At 45.5% G+C, this 16,279-nt stretch carries 15 protein-coding genes; 9 read left to right on the top strand and 6 right to left on the bottom strand.

Annotated elements, in window-relative coordinates; genetic code table 11:
* The first annotated feature begins 4 nt into the window (after positions 1 to 4).
* Positions 5 to 2,071 (top strand): glycine--tRNA ligase subunit beta, encoded by a 2,067-nt coding sequence (glyS, locus tag ACN0TF_RS05865; RefSeq protein WP_417441159.1) that lies wholly within the window; start codon positions 5 to 7, stop codon positions 2,069 to 2,071.
* 93 nt (positions 2,072 to 2,164) lie between these two features.
* On the opposite strand, the gene gyrB is transcribed toward glyS, so the two are convergent.
* From gyrB to dnaA, 4 genes are read right to left on the bottom strand one after another with little or no spacing between them, the layout of a single operon-like run.
* Positions 2,165 to 4,582: a DNA topoisomerase (ATP-hydrolyzing) subunit B gene (gene gyrB / locus ACN0TF_RS05860; protein ID WP_417441158.1), complete on the bottom strand. Its 2,418-nt coding sequence runs from the start codon at positions 4,580 to 4,582 to the stop codon at positions 2,165 to 2,167.
* A 15-nt stretch (positions 4,583 to 4,597) separates the two neighbouring features.
* Positions 4,598 to 5,662 carry a DNA replication/repair protein RecF gene (recF, locus tag ACN0TF_RS05855; protein WP_153849337.1) on the bottom strand — a complete coding sequence of 355 codons (1,065 nt, stop codon included), beginning with the start codon at positions 5,660 to 5,662 and terminating at the stop codon, positions 4,598 to 4,600.
* A 13-nt stretch (positions 5,663 to 5,675) separates the two neighbouring features.
* Positions 5,676 to 6,779, bottom strand: coding sequence for a DNA polymerase III subunit beta (gene dnaN / locus ACN0TF_RS05850; RefSeq protein WP_011233266.1), 1,104 nt, complete (start codon positions 6,777 to 6,779; stop codon positions 5,676 to 5,678).
* A gap of 31 nt (positions 6,780 to 6,810) precedes the next feature.
* Positions 6,811 to 8,175: a chromosomal replication initiator protein DnaA gene (gene dnaA / locus ACN0TF_RS05845; RefSeq protein WP_417441157.1), complete on the bottom strand. Its 1,365-nt coding sequence runs from the start codon at positions 8,173 to 8,175 to the stop codon at positions 6,811 to 6,813.
* Positions 8,176 to 8,580: 405 nt separating this feature from the next.
* Between dnaA and rpmH the strand changes: the two genes are divergently transcribed.
* Genes rpmH through ACN0TF_RS05815 form a run of 6 tightly spaced genes read left to right on the top strand, consistent with a single transcriptional unit; the run spans position 8,581 to position 14,152 of the window.
* The gene (rpmH, locus tag ACN0TF_RS05840; RefSeq protein WP_011235863.1) at positions 8,581 to 8,715 is read left to right on the top strand and encodes a 50S ribosomal protein L34; all 135 of its coding nucleotides are present in this window, start codon (positions 8,581 to 8,583) and stop codon (positions 8,713 to 8,715) included.
* Complete coding sequence (rnpA, locus tag ACN0TF_RS05835) at positions 8,708 to 9,085, top strand: ribonuclease P protein component (protein ID WP_011235862.1); 378 nt, start codon at positions 8,708 to 8,710, stop codon at positions 9,083 to 9,085. The genes rpmH and rnpA overlap by 8 nt, the downstream gene beginning before the upstream one ends.
* Positions 9,037 to 9,348, top strand: a complete 312-nt coding sequence (gene yidD / locus ACN0TF_RS05830) for a membrane protein insertion efficiency factor YidD (protein WP_011235861.1) — start codon at positions 9,037 to 9,039, stop codon at positions 9,346 to 9,348. The genes rnpA and yidD overlap by 49 nt, the downstream gene beginning before the upstream one ends.
* Positions 9,345 to 11,006, top strand: coding sequence for a membrane protein insertase YidC (gene yidC / locus ACN0TF_RS05825; RefSeq protein WP_417441156.1), 1,662 nt, complete (start codon positions 9,345 to 9,347; stop codon positions 11,004 to 11,006). The genes yidD and yidC overlap by 4 nt, the downstream gene beginning before the upstream one ends.
* 55 nt (positions 11,007 to 11,061) lie before the next feature.
* A complete protein-coding gene (mnmE, locus tag ACN0TF_RS05820; protein ID WP_417441155.1) occupies positions 11,062 to 12,438 on the top strand; it encodes a tRNA uridine-5-carboxymethylaminomethyl(34) synthesis GTPase MnmE in 1,377 nt (458 codons plus the stop codon).
* Positions 12,439 to 12,472: 34 nt separating this feature from the next.
* On the top strand, positions 12,473 to 14,152 hold the full coding sequence (locus ACN0TF_RS05815) for an FUSC family protein (RefSeq protein WP_417441154.1): 1,680 nt from the start codon (positions 12,473 to 12,475) through the stop codon (positions 14,150 to 14,152).
* Here ACN0TF_RS05815 and ACN0TF_RS05810 read toward each other — a convergent pair.
* Positions 14,135 to 14,386, bottom strand: coding sequence for a GIY-YIG nuclease family protein (locus ACN0TF_RS05810; protein WP_011235857.1), 252 nt, complete (start codon positions 14,384 to 14,386; stop codon positions 14,135 to 14,137). The genes ACN0TF_RS05815 and ACN0TF_RS05810 overlap by 18 nt on opposite strands.
* Positions 14,387 to 14,462: 76 nt before the next feature.
* Between ACN0TF_RS05810 and gloA the strand changes: the two genes are divergently transcribed.
* Entirely contained in the window at positions 14,463 to 15,017 is a 555-nt protein-coding gene (gene gloA / locus ACN0TF_RS05805; protein WP_417441153.1) for a lactoylglutathione lyase, read from the top strand.
* Positions 15,018 to 15,095: 78 nt separating this feature from the next.
* On the opposite strand, the gene ACN0TF_RS05800 is transcribed toward gloA, so the two are convergent.
* On the bottom strand, positions 15,096 to 15,593 hold the full coding sequence (locus ACN0TF_RS05800; protein ID WP_011235855.1) for a beta-lactamase hydrolase domain-containing protein: 498 nt from the start codon (positions 15,591 to 15,593) through the stop codon (positions 15,096 to 15,098).
* 58 nt (positions 15,594 to 15,651) lie between these two features.
* Between ACN0TF_RS05800 and ACN0TF_RS05795 the strand changes: the two genes are divergently transcribed.
* Entirely contained in the window at positions 15,652 to 16,101 is a 450-nt protein-coding gene (locus tag ACN0TF_RS05795; RefSeq protein WP_011235854.1) for a flavodoxin domain-containing protein, read from the top strand.
* The last annotated feature ends 178 nt before the right edge of the window (positions 16,102 to 16,279 follow it).

Below are 16,279 nucleotides of genomic sequence, written 5' to 3'. Positions count from 1 at the left end.
AGCCGTGCAAAAAGAAAACTTATTAATTGAGTTAGGTACTGAAGAGCTTCCTCCAAAAGCCTTAAAGTCGCTGCGTGACAGCTTAAAGTCGGGTATTGAGTCAGGTTTAAAAAGTGCAGAGCTGAGTTTTGATAGCATTGAGGCGTATGCAACCCCTCGCCGACTTGCCGTGCTGGTGAAACAAGTTGAAACCGAACAGCAGGACAAGGAAGTCGAAAAGCGCGGGCCAGCAGTGAATGTGGCTTTTGACGACTCTGGTAAACCGACTAAGGCTGCTGAAGGCTGGGCCCGTTCAAACGGCATTACTGTAGAGCAGGCTGACCGCCTTAAAACAGACAAAGGCGAATGGTTACTGCATAAGGCGACAGTAAAGGGTCAGGCGCTGGTTAACTTAGTTCAGGGTATTTTGGAGGCAGCAATTAAAGCCCTCCCTATTCCGAAACCGATGCGTTGGGGCGACAGCACCGCGCAATTTATTCGCCCTGTGCACACGCTAACAGTCATGCTGGGCAGCGAACTTATTGAAGCTGAAATCCTGGAAACTAAGAGTGCCCGTTTTATTCAAGGTCATCGCTTCCATTCGCCCCAAGGTTTTGAGCTCGATCATGTCGACAACTACTTATCTAAGCTGCGTGAAGCGAAAGTGATCGCTAACTTCGAAGAGCGTATTGAAACCATTCAGTCGGAAGTATCACGTCTTGCCTCAGAACTCGGCGGCCAGGTTATTCAGGATGACGAGTTAGTTGAGGAAGTTGCAGCCCTGGTGGAATGGCCCGTTGCTTTAACAGCCAGTTTCGATCAAGGTTTCCTCGCTGTACCAAAAGAGCCGCTTATCGTTACCATGAAAGACGACCAACGTTACTTTCCGGTAGAAGATGGCAAAGGTAACTTACTGCCACAGTTTATTTTCATTACCAATATTGAAAGCCGTGACCCTCAGCAGATCATTAAGGGTAACGAAAAAGTCGTTCGCCCTCGCTTGGCGGATGCACAGTTTTTCTTTGAGTCCGATAAGAAAACGGCTTTAGAATCGCGAGTTGCTGCGCTGGACTCTGTTCTGTTCCAAAAACAACTGGGCAGTATTGGTGACAAAGCTCGCCGCATATCGGTGTTAGCCGGTAAAATTGCAAACCAGTTAACTGCCGACGTAAAAGCATCTGAACGAGCCGGTCTGCTATGCAAGGCTGACCTGGTTTCCGATATGGTTTCTGAGTTCCCTGAAACCCAGGGCGTTATGGGTAAACACTATGCGTTGAACGACGGCGAAAGCCCGGTAGTAGCCGAAGCAATAGAACAGCACTACTGGCCTCGTTTTTCTGGCGACGAGTTGCCTTTGACACGAGAGGCTTGTGCCGTCGCTTTAGCTGACAAGCTAGATACGCTGGTTGGTATATTCGGTATTGGTCAGGTACCTAAAGGTGACCGTGACCCATTTGCTCTGCGCCGTGCAGCTCTAGGTTTGTTGCGTACTCTGGTAGAACGAGAGCTTTCATTAGACTTACATGAACTGTTAGCGGCATCCGTCAAAGGCTTTGGTGACAAGCTATCGAATAACACCGTCGCTACTGATGTTTTCGATTTTCTACTTGGTCGTTTTCGTCCCTGGTATCAGGATCAAGGCATTTCCGTCGATGTTATTCAGTCGGTACTTGCCCGTTCACCCTCTAAGCCAACGGACTTCGACCAAAGGGTAAAGGCTGTTCAGTCATTTAAGTCTATGGATTCTGCTGCCAGCCTTGCCGCAGCCAATAAGCGGGTTGGTAATATCCTGGCAAAATCAAACGAAGAGATATCCGGTAACGTGGATGAGACTCTTCTACAGGAAGAGTCTGAAACAACACTTTATCGTTTGGTTAAACAGACAGAAGGCGCCATTAAGCCACTTATTGCTGATGGTAAATACAACGACGCTCTCACGCATTTATCAGAGCTTAAAGAGCCTGTGGATGCGTTTTTTGAGCATGTCATGGTCAATGCCGATGACGATAAAGTCCGTATTAACCGCCTCAACTTGCTGTTCCGCTTGCGTCAGCTGTTCTTAGAAATAGCGGATATTTCTTTGCTTCAGTAACTAACGCTTTGATTTTTAATAAATAAAAAGCCGGCTTCATTTTCATGAGCCGGCTTTTTTGTTGCCTGTTGCTTGCTAATGTCGCTGTTAAGCCTAGACGTCCAAATTAGCAACCTTAAGAGCGTTTGATTCAATAAAGGCTCTACGCGGTTCAACTTCGTCACCCATTAACGTGGTGAACAGTTGATCAGCGCCAATAGCGTCTTCAACCGTTACCTGAAGCATACGACGAGAGTCAGGATCCATCGTAGTTTCCCACAGCTGGTCAGGGTTCATTTCGCCCAGACCTTTGTATCGCTGTACATATAAACCACGTTTAGACTCACTGATAAGCCACTCCACCGCTTCAACGAAGTGTGCTACTGGCTGCTTCTTCTCACCGCGAAGCACGTAGCCACCCGGTTCAACCAGAGAGTCAATCTCTTCACCAAGAGTCACTATTTGCTCGTAGTCTTTAGACATTAAGAACTCATAGTTCAATGGGTAATCTGTATCGACACCATGTTGGCGAATGGTCGTTGTCGGCAGCCACATTTTACGCTCAGTATCTTCATGCAAAGAAACGGTATAAGTTGCCGAGTTAATTTCACGGGCGGTTAAATCATCGTTTAATGTTTTAACCCAATTATCCATGTAGTCTTTGTCTTTTAAACGGTCGTCAGTTAAACGAGGCGCATAAAACAAACGCTGTAAGAAACGCTCAGGCATACGACGGCTCAAACGTTTAATATTTTCCTGAGCCATCTGATAGCCATTAACCAAAGTTTCGAGCTTATCGCCCGCAATGCCCGGTGCGGTTTCATTAACATGTAAAGACGCATTATCCAGAGCCAGACTGGTTAGATAGCGGATCAATGCAGGGTCATCTTTAATGTAAACTTCCTGCTTACCTTTCTTCACCTTATACAAAGGTGGCTGAGCAATATAAATGTATCCGCGCTCGATAATTTCAGGCATTTGACGATAGAAGAACGTCAACAACAAAGTACGAATGTGTGATCCATCAACGTCCGCATCCGTCATAATAATAATACGGTGATAACGTGTTTTATCCGGGTTGTACTCATCACGGCCAATACCACAGCCCATAGCAGTAATTAATGTACCAACCTCGACGGAAGACAGCATTTTGTCAAACCGCGCCTTCTCTACGTTAAGAATTTTACCTTTAAGTGGCAAAATCGCCTGGTTTTTACGGTTACGACCCTGTTTAGCGGAGCCGCCTGCAGAGTCACCCTCCACAATATAAAGTTCAGACAGTGCCGGGTCTTTTTCCTGACAATCTGCCAATTTACCGGGTAAACCGGCAATATCCAGAGCACCTTTACGGCGTGTCATTTCACGCGCTTTACGAGCGGCTTCACGAGCTCTTGCTGCATCAATAATTTTATTGATGATAAGTTTCGCTTCGCCCGGATTTTCTAATAAATAGTCCGCTAACTGCTCGTTCATTGTCTGCTCAACAGCAGATTTCACTTCTGAAGAAACCAGCTTGTCTTTTGTTTGAGAGGAAAACTTAGGATCAGGAACTTTAACAGAAATAATGGCGGTTAGACCTTCACGCGCGTCGTCACCCGTTGCAGAGGTTTTTGATTTTTTATTATAACCCCCTTTTTCCATATAGGTGTTCAATGTACGTGTTAAAGCGGCACGGAAGCCGGCTAAGTGTGTACCACCGTCACGCTGTGGAATATTATTGGTAAAACAATAGATGTTTTCCTGGAATGAATCGTTCCACTGCATGCTGACTTCAACACCAATACCGTCTTCTCTTTGTACTGTGAAGTAAAAAGCTTTCTGGTGAATTGGCGTTTTATTCTTATTCAAGTAATTAACAAAGGCAGCAATACCGCCCTCGTATTTAAATAAATCTTCGCGGTCGTCACGCTCATCGCGCAACCGTATACCAACACCTGAATTCAGGAACGAGAGTTCGCGCAGGCGCTTAGCCAGAATATCGTAGTGGAATTCAGTATTGGTAAAAGTTTCGTGGCTTGGCCAAAAACGCAGTTCTGTACCTGTTGTTTCGGTATCGCCAACAGGTTTTACATCGCTGTCAGGCTCACCCATATGATAAGTCTGCTCATAAACCTGACCTTGTCGACGAATGGTCAACTGCAGCTTTTCAGATAGCGCATTTACAACAGAGATACCAACCCCGTGCAAACCACCGGATACTTTATAAGAGTTGTCGTCGAATTTACCGCCGGCGTGCAGTACGGTCATAATAACCTGAGCAGCTGAAACACCTTCTTCTTCATGTATATCAACTGGAATTCCACGACCATCATCTTTCACACTAACAGAACCGTCAGAGTGAATGATAACCATAATTTCTGAACAGTGACCCGCTAAGGCCTCGTCAATAGAGTTATCGACAACTTCAAAAACCATGTGGTGCAGACCAGTTCCATCATCCGTGTCACCAATGTACATGCCTGGGCGTTTACGAACCGCATCCAACCCTTTCAGAACCTTGATACTCGATGAACCGTAATTATTTTCTTCCATAGTATTATCTCGATATCATTCGTTTATTACCCCATGTTCCACGTGGAACATTCGGGGTGATTTTTGAAATTTATCCGACAACTGCTTTCCAGTAATTGCGGTGATAAACACTTGTGCGTCTAGATTTTCTAACTCACGACAGAGTAACGCTTGGTTTCTTGAATCAAGCTCTGACGTTAAATCATCGACTAAATAAATGCAGGGTTGCCTTTTTATTTTTTGGTAATGCTTCCCTTGCGCTAACTTTAAAGCGGTTATCGCGGTCTTTAATTGTCCGCGAGACAGGCGATGTTTTACTTCCACCCCATCCGCTATCACTTTTATATCTGCCTTATGTGCCCCAACTGAGGTAAAGCCGTATTTCTTATCTTTCTCTGTATGGCTTTCTAAGGCGTCAAATAAGCTTTGGCTAGTATCCCAGCCCGATTTTAATCGAACCTCCATTGTAACATCGGAGAGAAAAGATTTCGCTAGTTCTTGTATATAATCATTCAGTTCTTCTAGGTATTTTTCGCGACTTTTACTAATGCGCTCGCCATAATAGGCTAACTGCTCTTTCCAATATCGATCTTCTCTTACAGGAAGCGAGCGCTGCTTGAGTAAACTGTTTCTTTGTTTTAGGAGCTGAGTGTACGCAACCCAGTCAGAATAAAAGGAGTGTTCCACGTGGAACACTCCCCAATCTATAAACTGTCTTCTCTGTCCTGGACCTTCCAACAATATATCGACGGATTCAGGCGTTAATAGTTGTACCGGCACCAAACGCGCAACATCAGACATGCGCTGAACATTCGCGCCATTCAACCTAAGCGACTGTTCACCATCGGTACTGCGTCTTACACCTATAGCGTAATCTTGGGAACGGCAAAATACAGTAAAGCCCGGTTTCCCTTCCTTAATCAACTGACGAAAACCACCCGGCCGAAAAGAACGACCAAAACCGAGTAAATAGATAGCTTCAAGCAGACTGGTTTTTCCGGAACCATTATCGCCGGTTATGATATTAATTTTGGGGCTGGGAGATAGAGCCACTTCCGAGAAGTTTCGAAAGTGGCTTAAATTCAACGTCTCAATGAACATTTATGAGGCAGAGTTACAGGCGCATTGGCATAATAACGTAACAGCAAGACTCGTCATGCTGAGGTTCAATTAATGCACTACTATTTGAGTCAGACAGAGTAAAAGAAACTTGTTCGTCATCAATGTTATTTAAGACATCTAGCAAATAGCTAACGTTGAAGCCAATTTCCAGATCATCACCTTGATAATCCACTTCTATTACTTCTTCCGCTTGTTCCTGCTCGGGGTTCGTTGCCGTAATGCAAAGTTCACCACTACTCAAGTTCAAACGCACACCGCGAAACTTTTCATTAGAGAGAATGGATGCTCGCCCAAAGGACTGCCGCAACGCATCGCGATGGGCAACAATAACTTTGTCTCCACCGCTCGGTAAGACACGACGATAATCAGGGAAACGACCATCTACCAGCTTACTTGTAAAAACTAGCTCTGGTGTTTCCACACGAATATGGTTGTTTCCTATCGAAACTGACACTTCCTGATCGTCGTCACCTAACAACCGAAGTAACTCGACCACACCTTTACGCGGAACAATAACCTGGCGTTGAGCCAAACCTGGCTGATCAATAGCACAAGTGCTCATGGCTAAACGGTGGCCATCGGTCGCTACGGAACGCAACATGCCGTTATCGGTTTCGAACAACATGCCGTTTAGATAATAACGCACGTCCTGATTCGCCATGGAGAAATGCGTTTTCAACATTAAATCTTTTAACACCGCCTGCTCTGTTACCAGATGGATGTCGCTTTTCCAGTCGTCGATATTTGGAAAGTCATCTGAAGACAAGGTACTCAATTTAAATTTACTGCGACCAGACTTGACCGTGGCACTGTCTTCCTGAGAGGTAAACTCAATAGTCGAGCCCTCAGGTAAACTGCGCACAATATCCAGCAACTTCTTCGCTGGTACAGTAACGGCCGCATCCATATCGGCTGACTCAAGCGGTACAGCCGAAACCAGTTCAACCTCAAGGTCTGTTCCGGTTAGTTTTAGCTGGCCATTATCGACCTGAAGCAACAAATTCGACAAAATTGGTAAGGTATGCCGCCGTTCAACAGCGCCACTTACAACCTGCAGCGGCTTTAAAAAAGCATCGCGGTTAATTGAAAATTTCATGACTGAGTCCCCTGTTTATAACGACATACTTTTATGACGACAATGTGCGAATAAGATTTCGATAATCTTCTTTAATGTCGTGCTGCGCATCTTTTAATTCTTGTATCTTCCGACAAGCATGCAAAACCGTTGTGTGATCACGACCGCCGAATGCGTCGCCTATTTCCGGTAAGCTATGATTGGTCAATTCCTTAGCTAACGCCATTGCTAACTGGCGCGGGCGCGCTACAGAGCGGCTACGGCGTTTCGATAAAATATCGGCTAGTTTAATATTGTAATATTCCGCTACCGTCTTCTGAATATTATCAATAGTAACTAATTTTTCCTGGGCGGCAATTAAGTCACGCAAAGCTTCACGTACAAAATCAATAGTTATAGGCCGGCCTGTGAGTTGCACGTTTGCGACAACCCGGTTCAATGCCCCTTCTAGCTCACGAACGTTTGAACGTAAACGTTTGGCAATGAAAAAAGCCACTTCGTGAGGCATATTCAAACCACGTTCATCAGCTTTGCGCATTAAAATAGCCACCCGGGTTTCTAATTCCGGGGGTTCAATGGCAATGGTAAGGCCCCAGCCAAAACGTGACTTCAACCGATCTTCTACTCCGTCTATTTCCTTGGGGTAGAGATCGCTGGTCATAATAATTTGCTGGTTACCTTCCAACAACGCATTAAAGGTATGGAAAAACTCTTCCTGCGAGCCCTTTTTATTCGCAAAGAAGTGAATATCATCAATCAATAACGCATCGACCGAACGATAGTAGCGCTTAAATTCATTGGTTGAACTGTTACGTATGGAGTTCACCATGTCCTGCACAAAGCGTTCGGCCCGAATGTAAAACACCTTAGCGTCCTTTTTGTGCGCCATAATGCCATTACCAACCGCATGCAAAAGGTGAGTTTTACCTAAACCGGTACCACCATAAACAAACAGTGGGTTATAAACGCCGCCCGGATTCTCTGCGACCTGAATAGCCGCCGCACGCGCCAACTGGTTTGATTTACCCTCAACAAAGTTATCGAAGGTGTATTCCGGATGAATATTGCTTTCAAAAGGCACTTCCACATCGGTGTTACCTGATGAGAAGTTAGGTGTTTTTCTGCGGGTTGCAGCCGCGCGTTGCGGTGAGCCGCTATCACGTTGTGTTGGCGAAGCTTCCCCAACTTTTAAAACCACGTTAGGTACTTTGTCGTCACACAAAGCTTCTAAATAGGTATTAATGGTTTTAAGGTATTTATCACGCACCCAGTCTACCGAATAAATATTCGGAGCAAACAAGGTTAATGTTTCGCCATTTAGTTTGGCTTGTAGGGGTCTGATCCACGTGTTGAACTGCTGTAACGGTAACTCCGATTGCAGTCGCTCTGCACATTGTTGCCAAAGCGAATTATTCACACTCTTCTCCTGGATCGTTTCTTTATAAACATAACCAAATATTGTACTTCACTCAGCTAATATTCGCTAGCATAAACTGCCTGAAAACAGCGTCAATAAAGGAGTTAAAAAATAGCCATTCAAACCAAAACTGGCGCATAAATTGCTTAAAAGCCCATATTCCCCTAAAACAGGAAAACAAAGCAAATAGTGAATAACTGTTATTTTATCCACATTATTAATGTTATAATCTCAACAGATTGTGGATGATATTATTTTAGGATTTATTGCCTAAAAAAGCCTCTGGTCATTGACTCAACGAGAAAAGATCGGTAAGATCCGCGCTCTAAAAAATTCCGTTCACGTTTGGTTTCAACTTATTCGGCCAGCGTGGGAAATAGCAAACTGACCGATGGAATATTAGTTATGAAAAGAACATTTCAACCAAGCGTATTAAAGCGCAAGCGTTCACACGGTTTCCGTGCTCGCATGGCAACAAAAAATGGCCGCAAAGTACTGGCTCGTCGCCGTGCACGTGGTCGTAAAGTACTGAGTGCATAAAAGTATCTCATACGGAAGGGAGTTACGTCTGTTAACTCCCTCTCATTTCCAGACTGTATTCTCAAACCCTCCTGTAAAAGCCGTTACTGCTCATGTCACTATGTTGGCAACCCCCAATGAGTTAGGCCATCCACGTATTGGTGTTACCGTCAGCAAAAAGAGAGCTAAGCGCGCAGTTGACCGAAACCGCATAAAACGACAAATACGTGAAACCTTCCGTTTAAGGCAACATAAAATTCCCGCTTTTGACATTGTAATTATTGCTAAGCAGGGTATTGTCGAGCAGGATAACGCCGCATTACGGGATACGTTGAATTATTTATGGCGAAAATTAGCAAAGCGTTGCGAACAATACCAATCGCGTTCATAAAGGTTTATCAGTGGTTTATTAGTCCACTGCTGGGCCCGCGTTGTCGTTTTTATCCATCTTGCTCACATTATGCCTGTGAGGCCATACAAAAACACGGTACAATCCGTGGCATTGGCCTTGCTGCTGTTCGAATCAGTAAATGTCACCCTGCTCATGAGGGCGGCTACGACCCGGTTCCACTTGCTAAGCAAGACGCCAAGCCAGAAAATAACAGCGAATCCGAATCTTTACTAAATCAGCCAACAGAGACGAAATCACTATGAATTCGCCACGCACGATATTATTTATTGCCTTTTTAGTGGTGTCTTTCTTCCTATACCAGAATTGGATGGTGGAAACCGCACCCGGAACAAAAGCACCCGAAAACGTTACCTCAACACAATCGAGCAATAACGCTGAAAACAGCGATGTGCCCTCAGGCAATTCAGCCGTTTCGGCAGACGTTCCGGAAAGTGATCAACCGGTTGTAAACCAGCGGTCTGAAACCACAATTCGCGTTCGCACCGACGTGCTAGATGTTGAGATAGATACCCGCGGTGGTGATGTTGTTTCGACTCACTTACTCAAGTTTGCGAAAACTCAGGGTTCTGAAGAACGCTTCCAGCTTCTGCAAAACAGTTCAAACAACGTTTACGTCGCTCAGTCAGGCCTAATTGGCCCAGACGGAATCGACGGAAAAGAAGGTCGCGCTTCATATAACTACGAACAAGAAAGTTACGAGTCTACAACCGAGGTTATTGAAGTTCCTTTAACCTATACGGCTGAGAACGGCGCTGTTTATCGTAAAATATTCACTTTCACTCCGGGCAAATACAATGTCGACGTCCGTTTTGAAGTAGAGAACAATACTGATAAAACACTGAGCACTCAGTTTTACGGACAGCTAAAACGCTCCGTAGGTTCTGGTGAAAGCGGCAATATGATGATGCCCACCTACTTCGGTGCAGCTTATTCCTACGAAGACGATAAGTTCGAGAAATACAATTTTGAAAAAATGCAGGATAGAAATCTCAACATCACCTCGCAGGCCGGTTGGGTCAGTATGCTTGAACATTATTTTGCTTCTGCATGGATTCCGAAGCAGGGTCAACAGAATCGTCTATTTTCCCGCGTCGCGAATAACAGCCAGGCTATTATTGGCGTTATTTATCCAATAACAGAAGTTCAGGCTGGCAGTTCAGAGACTATTGAGTCACAGCTTTACTTAGGTCCAAAAGATCAGGACGCCATGGCCAAAATTGTTGAGCATTTGGACTTAACCGTCGATTATGGTTTTCTTTGGTGGTTAGCCCAACCGATATTCAAACTGCTGCAGTTTTTACAAAGCATTGTTATTAACTGGGGTCTGGCTATTATTCTGACCACCGTTATTGTTAAAGCGCTATTGTTCCCGCTAACTAAGGCACAATACGTTTCAATGGCTAAGATGCGCATGTTACAGCCAAAAATGACGGCTCTGCGTGAGCGTTATGGTGACGACCGACAGAAGATGTCAGGCGCCATGATGAAGCTCTACAAAGAGGAAAAAGTGAATCCTCTGGGCGGCTGTCTGCCTATGCTTTTACAGCTTCCAATATTCCTGGCTCTGTACTGGGTTCTGCTGGAAAGTGTTGAACTGCGTCATTCCGCTTTTGTGTTCTGGATACAGGATCTATCAACCAAAGACCCATACTACATCCTGCCTATTTTAATGGGTGCTAGTATGTTCCTGATGCAACGACTGCAGCCGACACCGACAGCTGACCCGATGCAGCAGAAACTGTTCCAGTATATGCCGGTTATCTTTACCGTATTCTTCCTATGGTTCCCATCGGGTCTGGTACTGTACTGGCTGGTCAGTAACTTGATTACCATTGCGCAAATGCTGATCATTTACCGTGGGTTAGAAAAGAAAGGGATTAACGTTCGAAACAAGAAGTAATCCAGCATTAAGGCCCGGCTAATGCCGGGCTTTAGTCCTTTTGGGAGCAGCAAAAATGCAAACTGAAACAGATTTTGACGACACCATAGTAGCTCAGGCAACACCTCCCGGACGCGGCGGTGTTGGTATTGTTCGTGTGAGCGGAAAAGCCTGTAAAGAGGTTGCAGAAAAGCTGTTAGGTCACTGCCCCAAGCCTCGTAAAGCAGAGTACTTGCCTTTTTATGACTTACAGGAACAACTGTTGGACGAAGGCATAGCGCTCTTTTTCCCGGGTCCAAACTCCTTTACCGGAGAAGATGTCTTAGAACTGCAAGGCCACGGCGGGCCGATTATTATCGATATGATCATTAAGGCCATTCTGGAAATTCCAGGCATTCGCCCTGCTCGTCCCGGTGAATTTAGCGAACGTGCATTCTTAAACGACAAACTCGATCTCACCCAGGCGGAAGCCATTGCCGACTTAATTGATACTAATTCAGAGCAGGCCGCAAAAGCCGCCTTACAAAGCCTAAAAGGTGAGTTTTCTCACAAAATTGATCAGTTGGTAGACGCCGTTATTCACCTGAGAATATACGTTGAGGCGGCTATCGACTTTCCTGACGAAGAAATCGATTTTCTTTCCGATGGCAAAGTATCCGGCGATTTAGCTGAGATTATCGACCAGCTGTTCCACATAGAACAGAAAGCCAAACAAGGCACGCTTATGCGCGAGGGCATGCGCATTGTTATTGCCGGACGCCCTAATGCGGGTAAGTCCAGCTTGCTTAATGCGCTGGCGGGTCGTGAGTCAGCTATTGTGACGGAAATAGCCGGAACCACCCGCGATGTTCTGCGTGAGCACATTCAAATAGACGGCATGCCGCTGCATATTATCGACACCGCAGGTTTACGCGAAAGCCCCGATCACGTTGAAAAAATAGGTATTGAGCGCGCCTGGGATGAAATACGCCAGGCTGATCGCGTGCTGTTTATGGTTGATAGTCAGGAAACCTCTGCCATTCATCCCGACGATATTTGGCCAGAATTTTTCGCACAACTACCCGAGGACATGCCCTACACCGTTATTCGCAATAAAGTCGATTTATCGGAAGAGCCCACGGGTATAGATGAACACAACAACATTCCGGTTATTCATCTCTCCGCCAAAACCGGACATGGCATAGAGCTACTGCGTGAACACTTAAAACATTGTGTTGGTTACAGTGCAACCTCCGAAGGCAGTTTCATGGCAAGACGCCGCCATTTAGAGGCTCTGGCGAAAGCGAAAGTACATCTACTGCAAGGTCAGGAACAACTAGAAGCCAATATGGCAGGTGAAATACTGGCCGAAGAACTGCGCCTAACTCAGCAGCACCTCAATGAAATTACCGGCGAGTTCACTTCTGATGATCTCCTTGGCCAAATTTTTGGTTCGTTTTGTATCGGTAAATAAAGCTTTTTCTTAGTCATACAACTAAGGAGCACCAGTGAAAGACAAGTTAGCGCAATGGGGGTTTGACTACGTTCGCCTGCGGTTTGGCTTTCGAACCGGCGTTGCTGCCTGCTTATCTCTTATTATTGCCTGGGCTATGGGCCTAGAGCATCCTCAATGGTCTGCTATGACGGTTTGGGCTGTTTCCCAGCCAACTCGTGGTCTTCTTATAGAAAAAGCCGCATACCGGGCGTTAGGCACTCTTTTAGGGACTATGTTCGGTATGGTGCTGGTGGTTTCTGCCGGTGGCGAGATCATTTGGCTGGTGGCAGGCTTAACTCTGTGGGTATCGCTTTGTGTCTACACAGGTAATTTGCTGCATGGTCTTATTTCTTACGGCACCATACTTGCGGGGTATTCAGCGTCCATGGTGGTGTTATTAACACAAAGCTCAGACGCACTCATGCCTCTGGGGGTTGACCGTTTACTTACGGTTTTTGTCGGCATTATGACATCGCTCGTTATTGGCTGGGCTTTTACTTATAAACGAGCCGAACAAAGCTTAATTAACCAGCTTCGTCGCCAAACTGCAGTTAATTTACACGATATTAGCCGCTACTTCGCCGAACCGGACAATAACGATTTAAACCTTGCCGATAAGTTATCAAAACTGGCGACCCTGGAAGCCCAGTTACTCGATCACGGTACCGGCTCTGTTAGTGCTCATGAATCGGCCAAAACGTTACGCGTAGTTATTAACAGCCAATTGGGGTTTCTGGCTGAACTGAATATTCAGGAGCCAGAAAAAAACCAAAAAGTAAGCGATTACTTACTCGAAGCGTCAAATAAATTAAATGCTTCCGCTAAACGTTCCGAAATTGTAGAACCTCTAAAAAATGCTCTAGAATCCATTAAAAACGCCGCATTGAAAAAACGCTTTCATGAATTTGTTGAAGCAACCAACGACCGGTTATCTTTTCGTGATTCAGGCAAAACAGCCACTTCCACCTTACTCAGCAAAACCATTTTGCATCGCGACTGGTTGGGTGCACGCCAGGCCGCCATACGCACTTTAGTTATTATGGGGCTCATTGGCGCAAGCTGGTGGTATACCGAATTATTTCAATTCGCTTATTTAATGCTGGGTGCTTCAGTTATGTTGACGCTATTCTCCACCGCAGACAATCCGGCATTAACCATGAGATATGTGTTTTTCGGGCAGTGTGCCGGCGCGCTAACAGCAGTACTTATTCAGGCAACGGTCTGGCAATATCAGGATTCCATTTTATGGATGCTGGTTGCTTTAATGCCGGTTATTTTGCTGGCGGGTTTCCCTATGGCTCATCAAAAAACGGCGAACGGCAGTATGGATTTCAACCTGGTCTTTCTACTGTTAATGCAGCCCTCTATAGGTTATTCGTTCCATCTTGGTCATTCAGCGAGTATTGCTCTGGCAGTCGTTGCCGCCCCCCTACTTTCGTTAATTGCTTATCGGCTTATTTATCCAACCAATTTAAAAGCGCGTTATCAAAGCTTACTGCAAACTCTGACCGAAGAAATTGACCAGCTGAATAAAACAAAACTCACCGAAAGCCAGTACAATCGACGTAAAGCACGTTTCTACCATCGCGTAATCAAGCTCACCCAAATTAGCGACAAACTGGGAATGAAAGACAAAAACGCCATTCTCGGGCACCTTTTAACCGGCCAAAAGCGGTTAAATTCCACCGGTTAACTCAACCTTTTTAGCGCGCGGCCAACGTTTAATTTCATATTCACGCTGGCATGCTTTAGTTCGGTTCGGGTGCTCTTCACTCCAGACAAGTGCCACCGGACGACGCGCCCTGGTGTACTTAGCTCCTTTTTTATCGTCCGTATTATGCTCATTCACACGCCGTTCAATGTCAGTTGTGACACCGGTATAAAACGTATTGTCTGCACATTTAATTAGATAAACCGCCCAGCTCACGACTTGAACTCTCTCCAGCTAAACCCAATACATAGTGTAACAACAGTTACTCAATGAACCGACTAAGGATGACATTATGAGCAGACATTTTGATGAAGCCAAGGGTCTGTCTGAACAACATGACCCCGCAACACACGACTTTGTGTTTAACCAGACTATGTTCCGTATTAAAGACCCCGAGCGCACCTTAAAATTCTACAGTGAAGTTCTGGGCATGACATTAGTTAAGCGCTTCGACTTCCCGGAAATGGAGTTTACGCTGTATTTCATGGCTGCCATGTCGCCTGAACAACGTAAAGGCTGGTCAACCGACCACGACAAGCGCATTGAACAGACCTTTGGTCGACCGGCCATGCTGGAACTGACTCACAACTGGGGTGACGAGAACGACGACTCAGTGTCTTATCACAGTGGTAATGAAGAGCCTAAAGGCTTTGGTCACATAGGTTTCGCCGTACCAGATATTGATGCCGCTTGTGAGCGCTTCGAAAAAATGGGCGTAGAATTTCAAAAACGCCCGAACGACGGTAAAATGAAAGGCATTGCCTTTATTAAAGACCCGGATGGCTACTGGATTGAAATATTCACACCGGATCGCCAACCGGAATTGCTGAAAGAGCACTTAAAATAACGATGGTACCGTGAAAAAAGGCCAGTTCATCCGCATGAGCTGGCCTTTTTCTCTTCTGTAGTACCTTTGCAATTCATTTTACTGTTCTGAAAGCATCGACTTCACTCTATCTTCCAGAGACGTCATTCCATGCTCGCGTCCAACTTCCAACGCGTTTTCTACTGACATGCCATCTAACCAGCCGGCACGCAATGCCATTAACGCCCCAACGCGGTTACTGGAAGCACAATGAACCAGCACGGTTTTATCGCTGTTCTCTAATAAAATACGATCAACCAGGCGTGCGTTAGCAAGCGTTACTCCATCAGCTCCATTTACCGGAACATGGTAATACGCCATACCATTAAGGGTAACCACTGCGGCTTCCTCACTGTCGGTCATTTCTTTCTGCGACAGCAGATTAATCACCACATCACCACCTTCATCAGCAAAGTCAGTCAATTGCTCGTTTGATGGTGTGCCCATCACCCATAACTTATCCGACACCTGTTTCGGTGACTCAATGCCTGCAAAAACATTCGTTGAAACTATTGCTACACTAAAAGCGACTAATACATTAACCAGAGCTTTTACCATTTGGGTTCTCCTGTATGATTCTCGTGTTTTTAATAGTAGCAAATGAGTTAGAAATTTTATGACCGTTTTACATCTTTTAGTGGGTACAACCTCCGGAAATACCGAGTTTTTAGCCGATACTGTCAGCGAAAAGTTAAATCAGCAGGGCATTGAAACCGAACTCCATTACGAACCGGAGTTTGAGAAGCTGCCCAGCGATCAACCCTGGTTAATTTTTCTTGCCAGCCATGGTGCAGGTGATTATGCCGACTCCATGCTCGATTTCTACGACGAAATAAATGATCCCCAAAGTCCTGATTTAGCCGGACTGAACTATGCCGTGGTGGCTGTTGGTGAATCCTGCTATGACACCTTCTGTGAAGCCGGTCGACATTGTGATAAACGCTTACAGGAATTAGGTGGAACTCAAATAACCGATCGTTTAGAAATTGATATGCTGGAAGACGATCCGGAAGAGAAAACGTTAAACTGGCTGCCCGCGATCGCTGATGCTGTAAAGGCTCTGTGATCATACCCACAGGCTTGTGCACAAGGATTTCAGCTTGTGACTAAGGTTGGAATAAGATCACTTAAGCACTGTCAGTGAAGTGGGTATAACACTGGGGATAAACTGATCTGTGTATAACTACCCTACTTATCCACGATCTATGATCCCGGTTCAAGGTCACTTATCTACAAAGAGTGAT

This window comes from Idiomarina sp., from assembly GCF_048265525.1.
In the GTDB taxonomy this organism is placed as follows: Bacteria; Pseudomonadota; Gammaproteobacteria; order Enterobacterales; family Alteromonadaceae; genus Idiomarina.
Note: the sequence above shows the minus strand (reverse complement) of the source record. Positions and strands in the feature narration are given on the sequence as shown.

Coding starts and splice junctions, on each gene's coding strand:
- gloA (WP_417441153.1), top strand. CDS start 14,463: ATGAGCAGACATTTTGATGAAGCCAAGGGTCTGTCTGAACAACATGAC.
- yidC (WP_417441156.1), top strand. CDS start 9,345: ATGAATTCGCCACGCACGATATTATTTATTGCCTTTTTAGTGGTGTCT.
- mnmE (WP_417441155.1), top strand. CDS start 11,062: ATGCAAACTGAAACAGATTTTGACGACACCATAGTAGCTCAGGCAACA.
- dnaN (WP_011233266.1), bottom strand. CDS start 6,779: ATGAAATTTTCAATTAACCGCGATGCTTTTTTAAAGCCGCTGCAGGTT.
- yidD (WP_011235861.1), top strand. CDS start 9,037: ATGGCGAAAATTAGCAAAGCGTTGCGAACAATACCAATCGCGTTCATA.
- rpmH (WP_011235863.1), top strand. CDS start 8,581: ATGAAAAGAACATTTCAACCAAGCGTATTAAAGCGCAAGCGTTCACAC.
- ACN0TF_RS05795 (WP_011235854.1), top strand. CDS start 15,652: ATGACCGTTTTACATCTTTTAGTGGGTACAACCTCCGGAAATACCGAG.
- gyrB (WP_417441158.1), bottom strand. CDS start 4,582: ATGGAAGAAAATAATTACGGTTCATCGAGTATCAAGGTTCTGAAAGGG.
- ACN0TF_RS05800 (WP_011235855.1), bottom strand. CDS start 15,593: ATGGTAAAAGCTCTGGTTAATGTATTAGTCGCTTTTAGTGTAGCAATA.
- recF (WP_153849337.1), bottom strand. CDS start 5,662: ATGTTCATTGAGACGTTGAATTTAAGCCACTTTCGAAACTTCTCGGAA.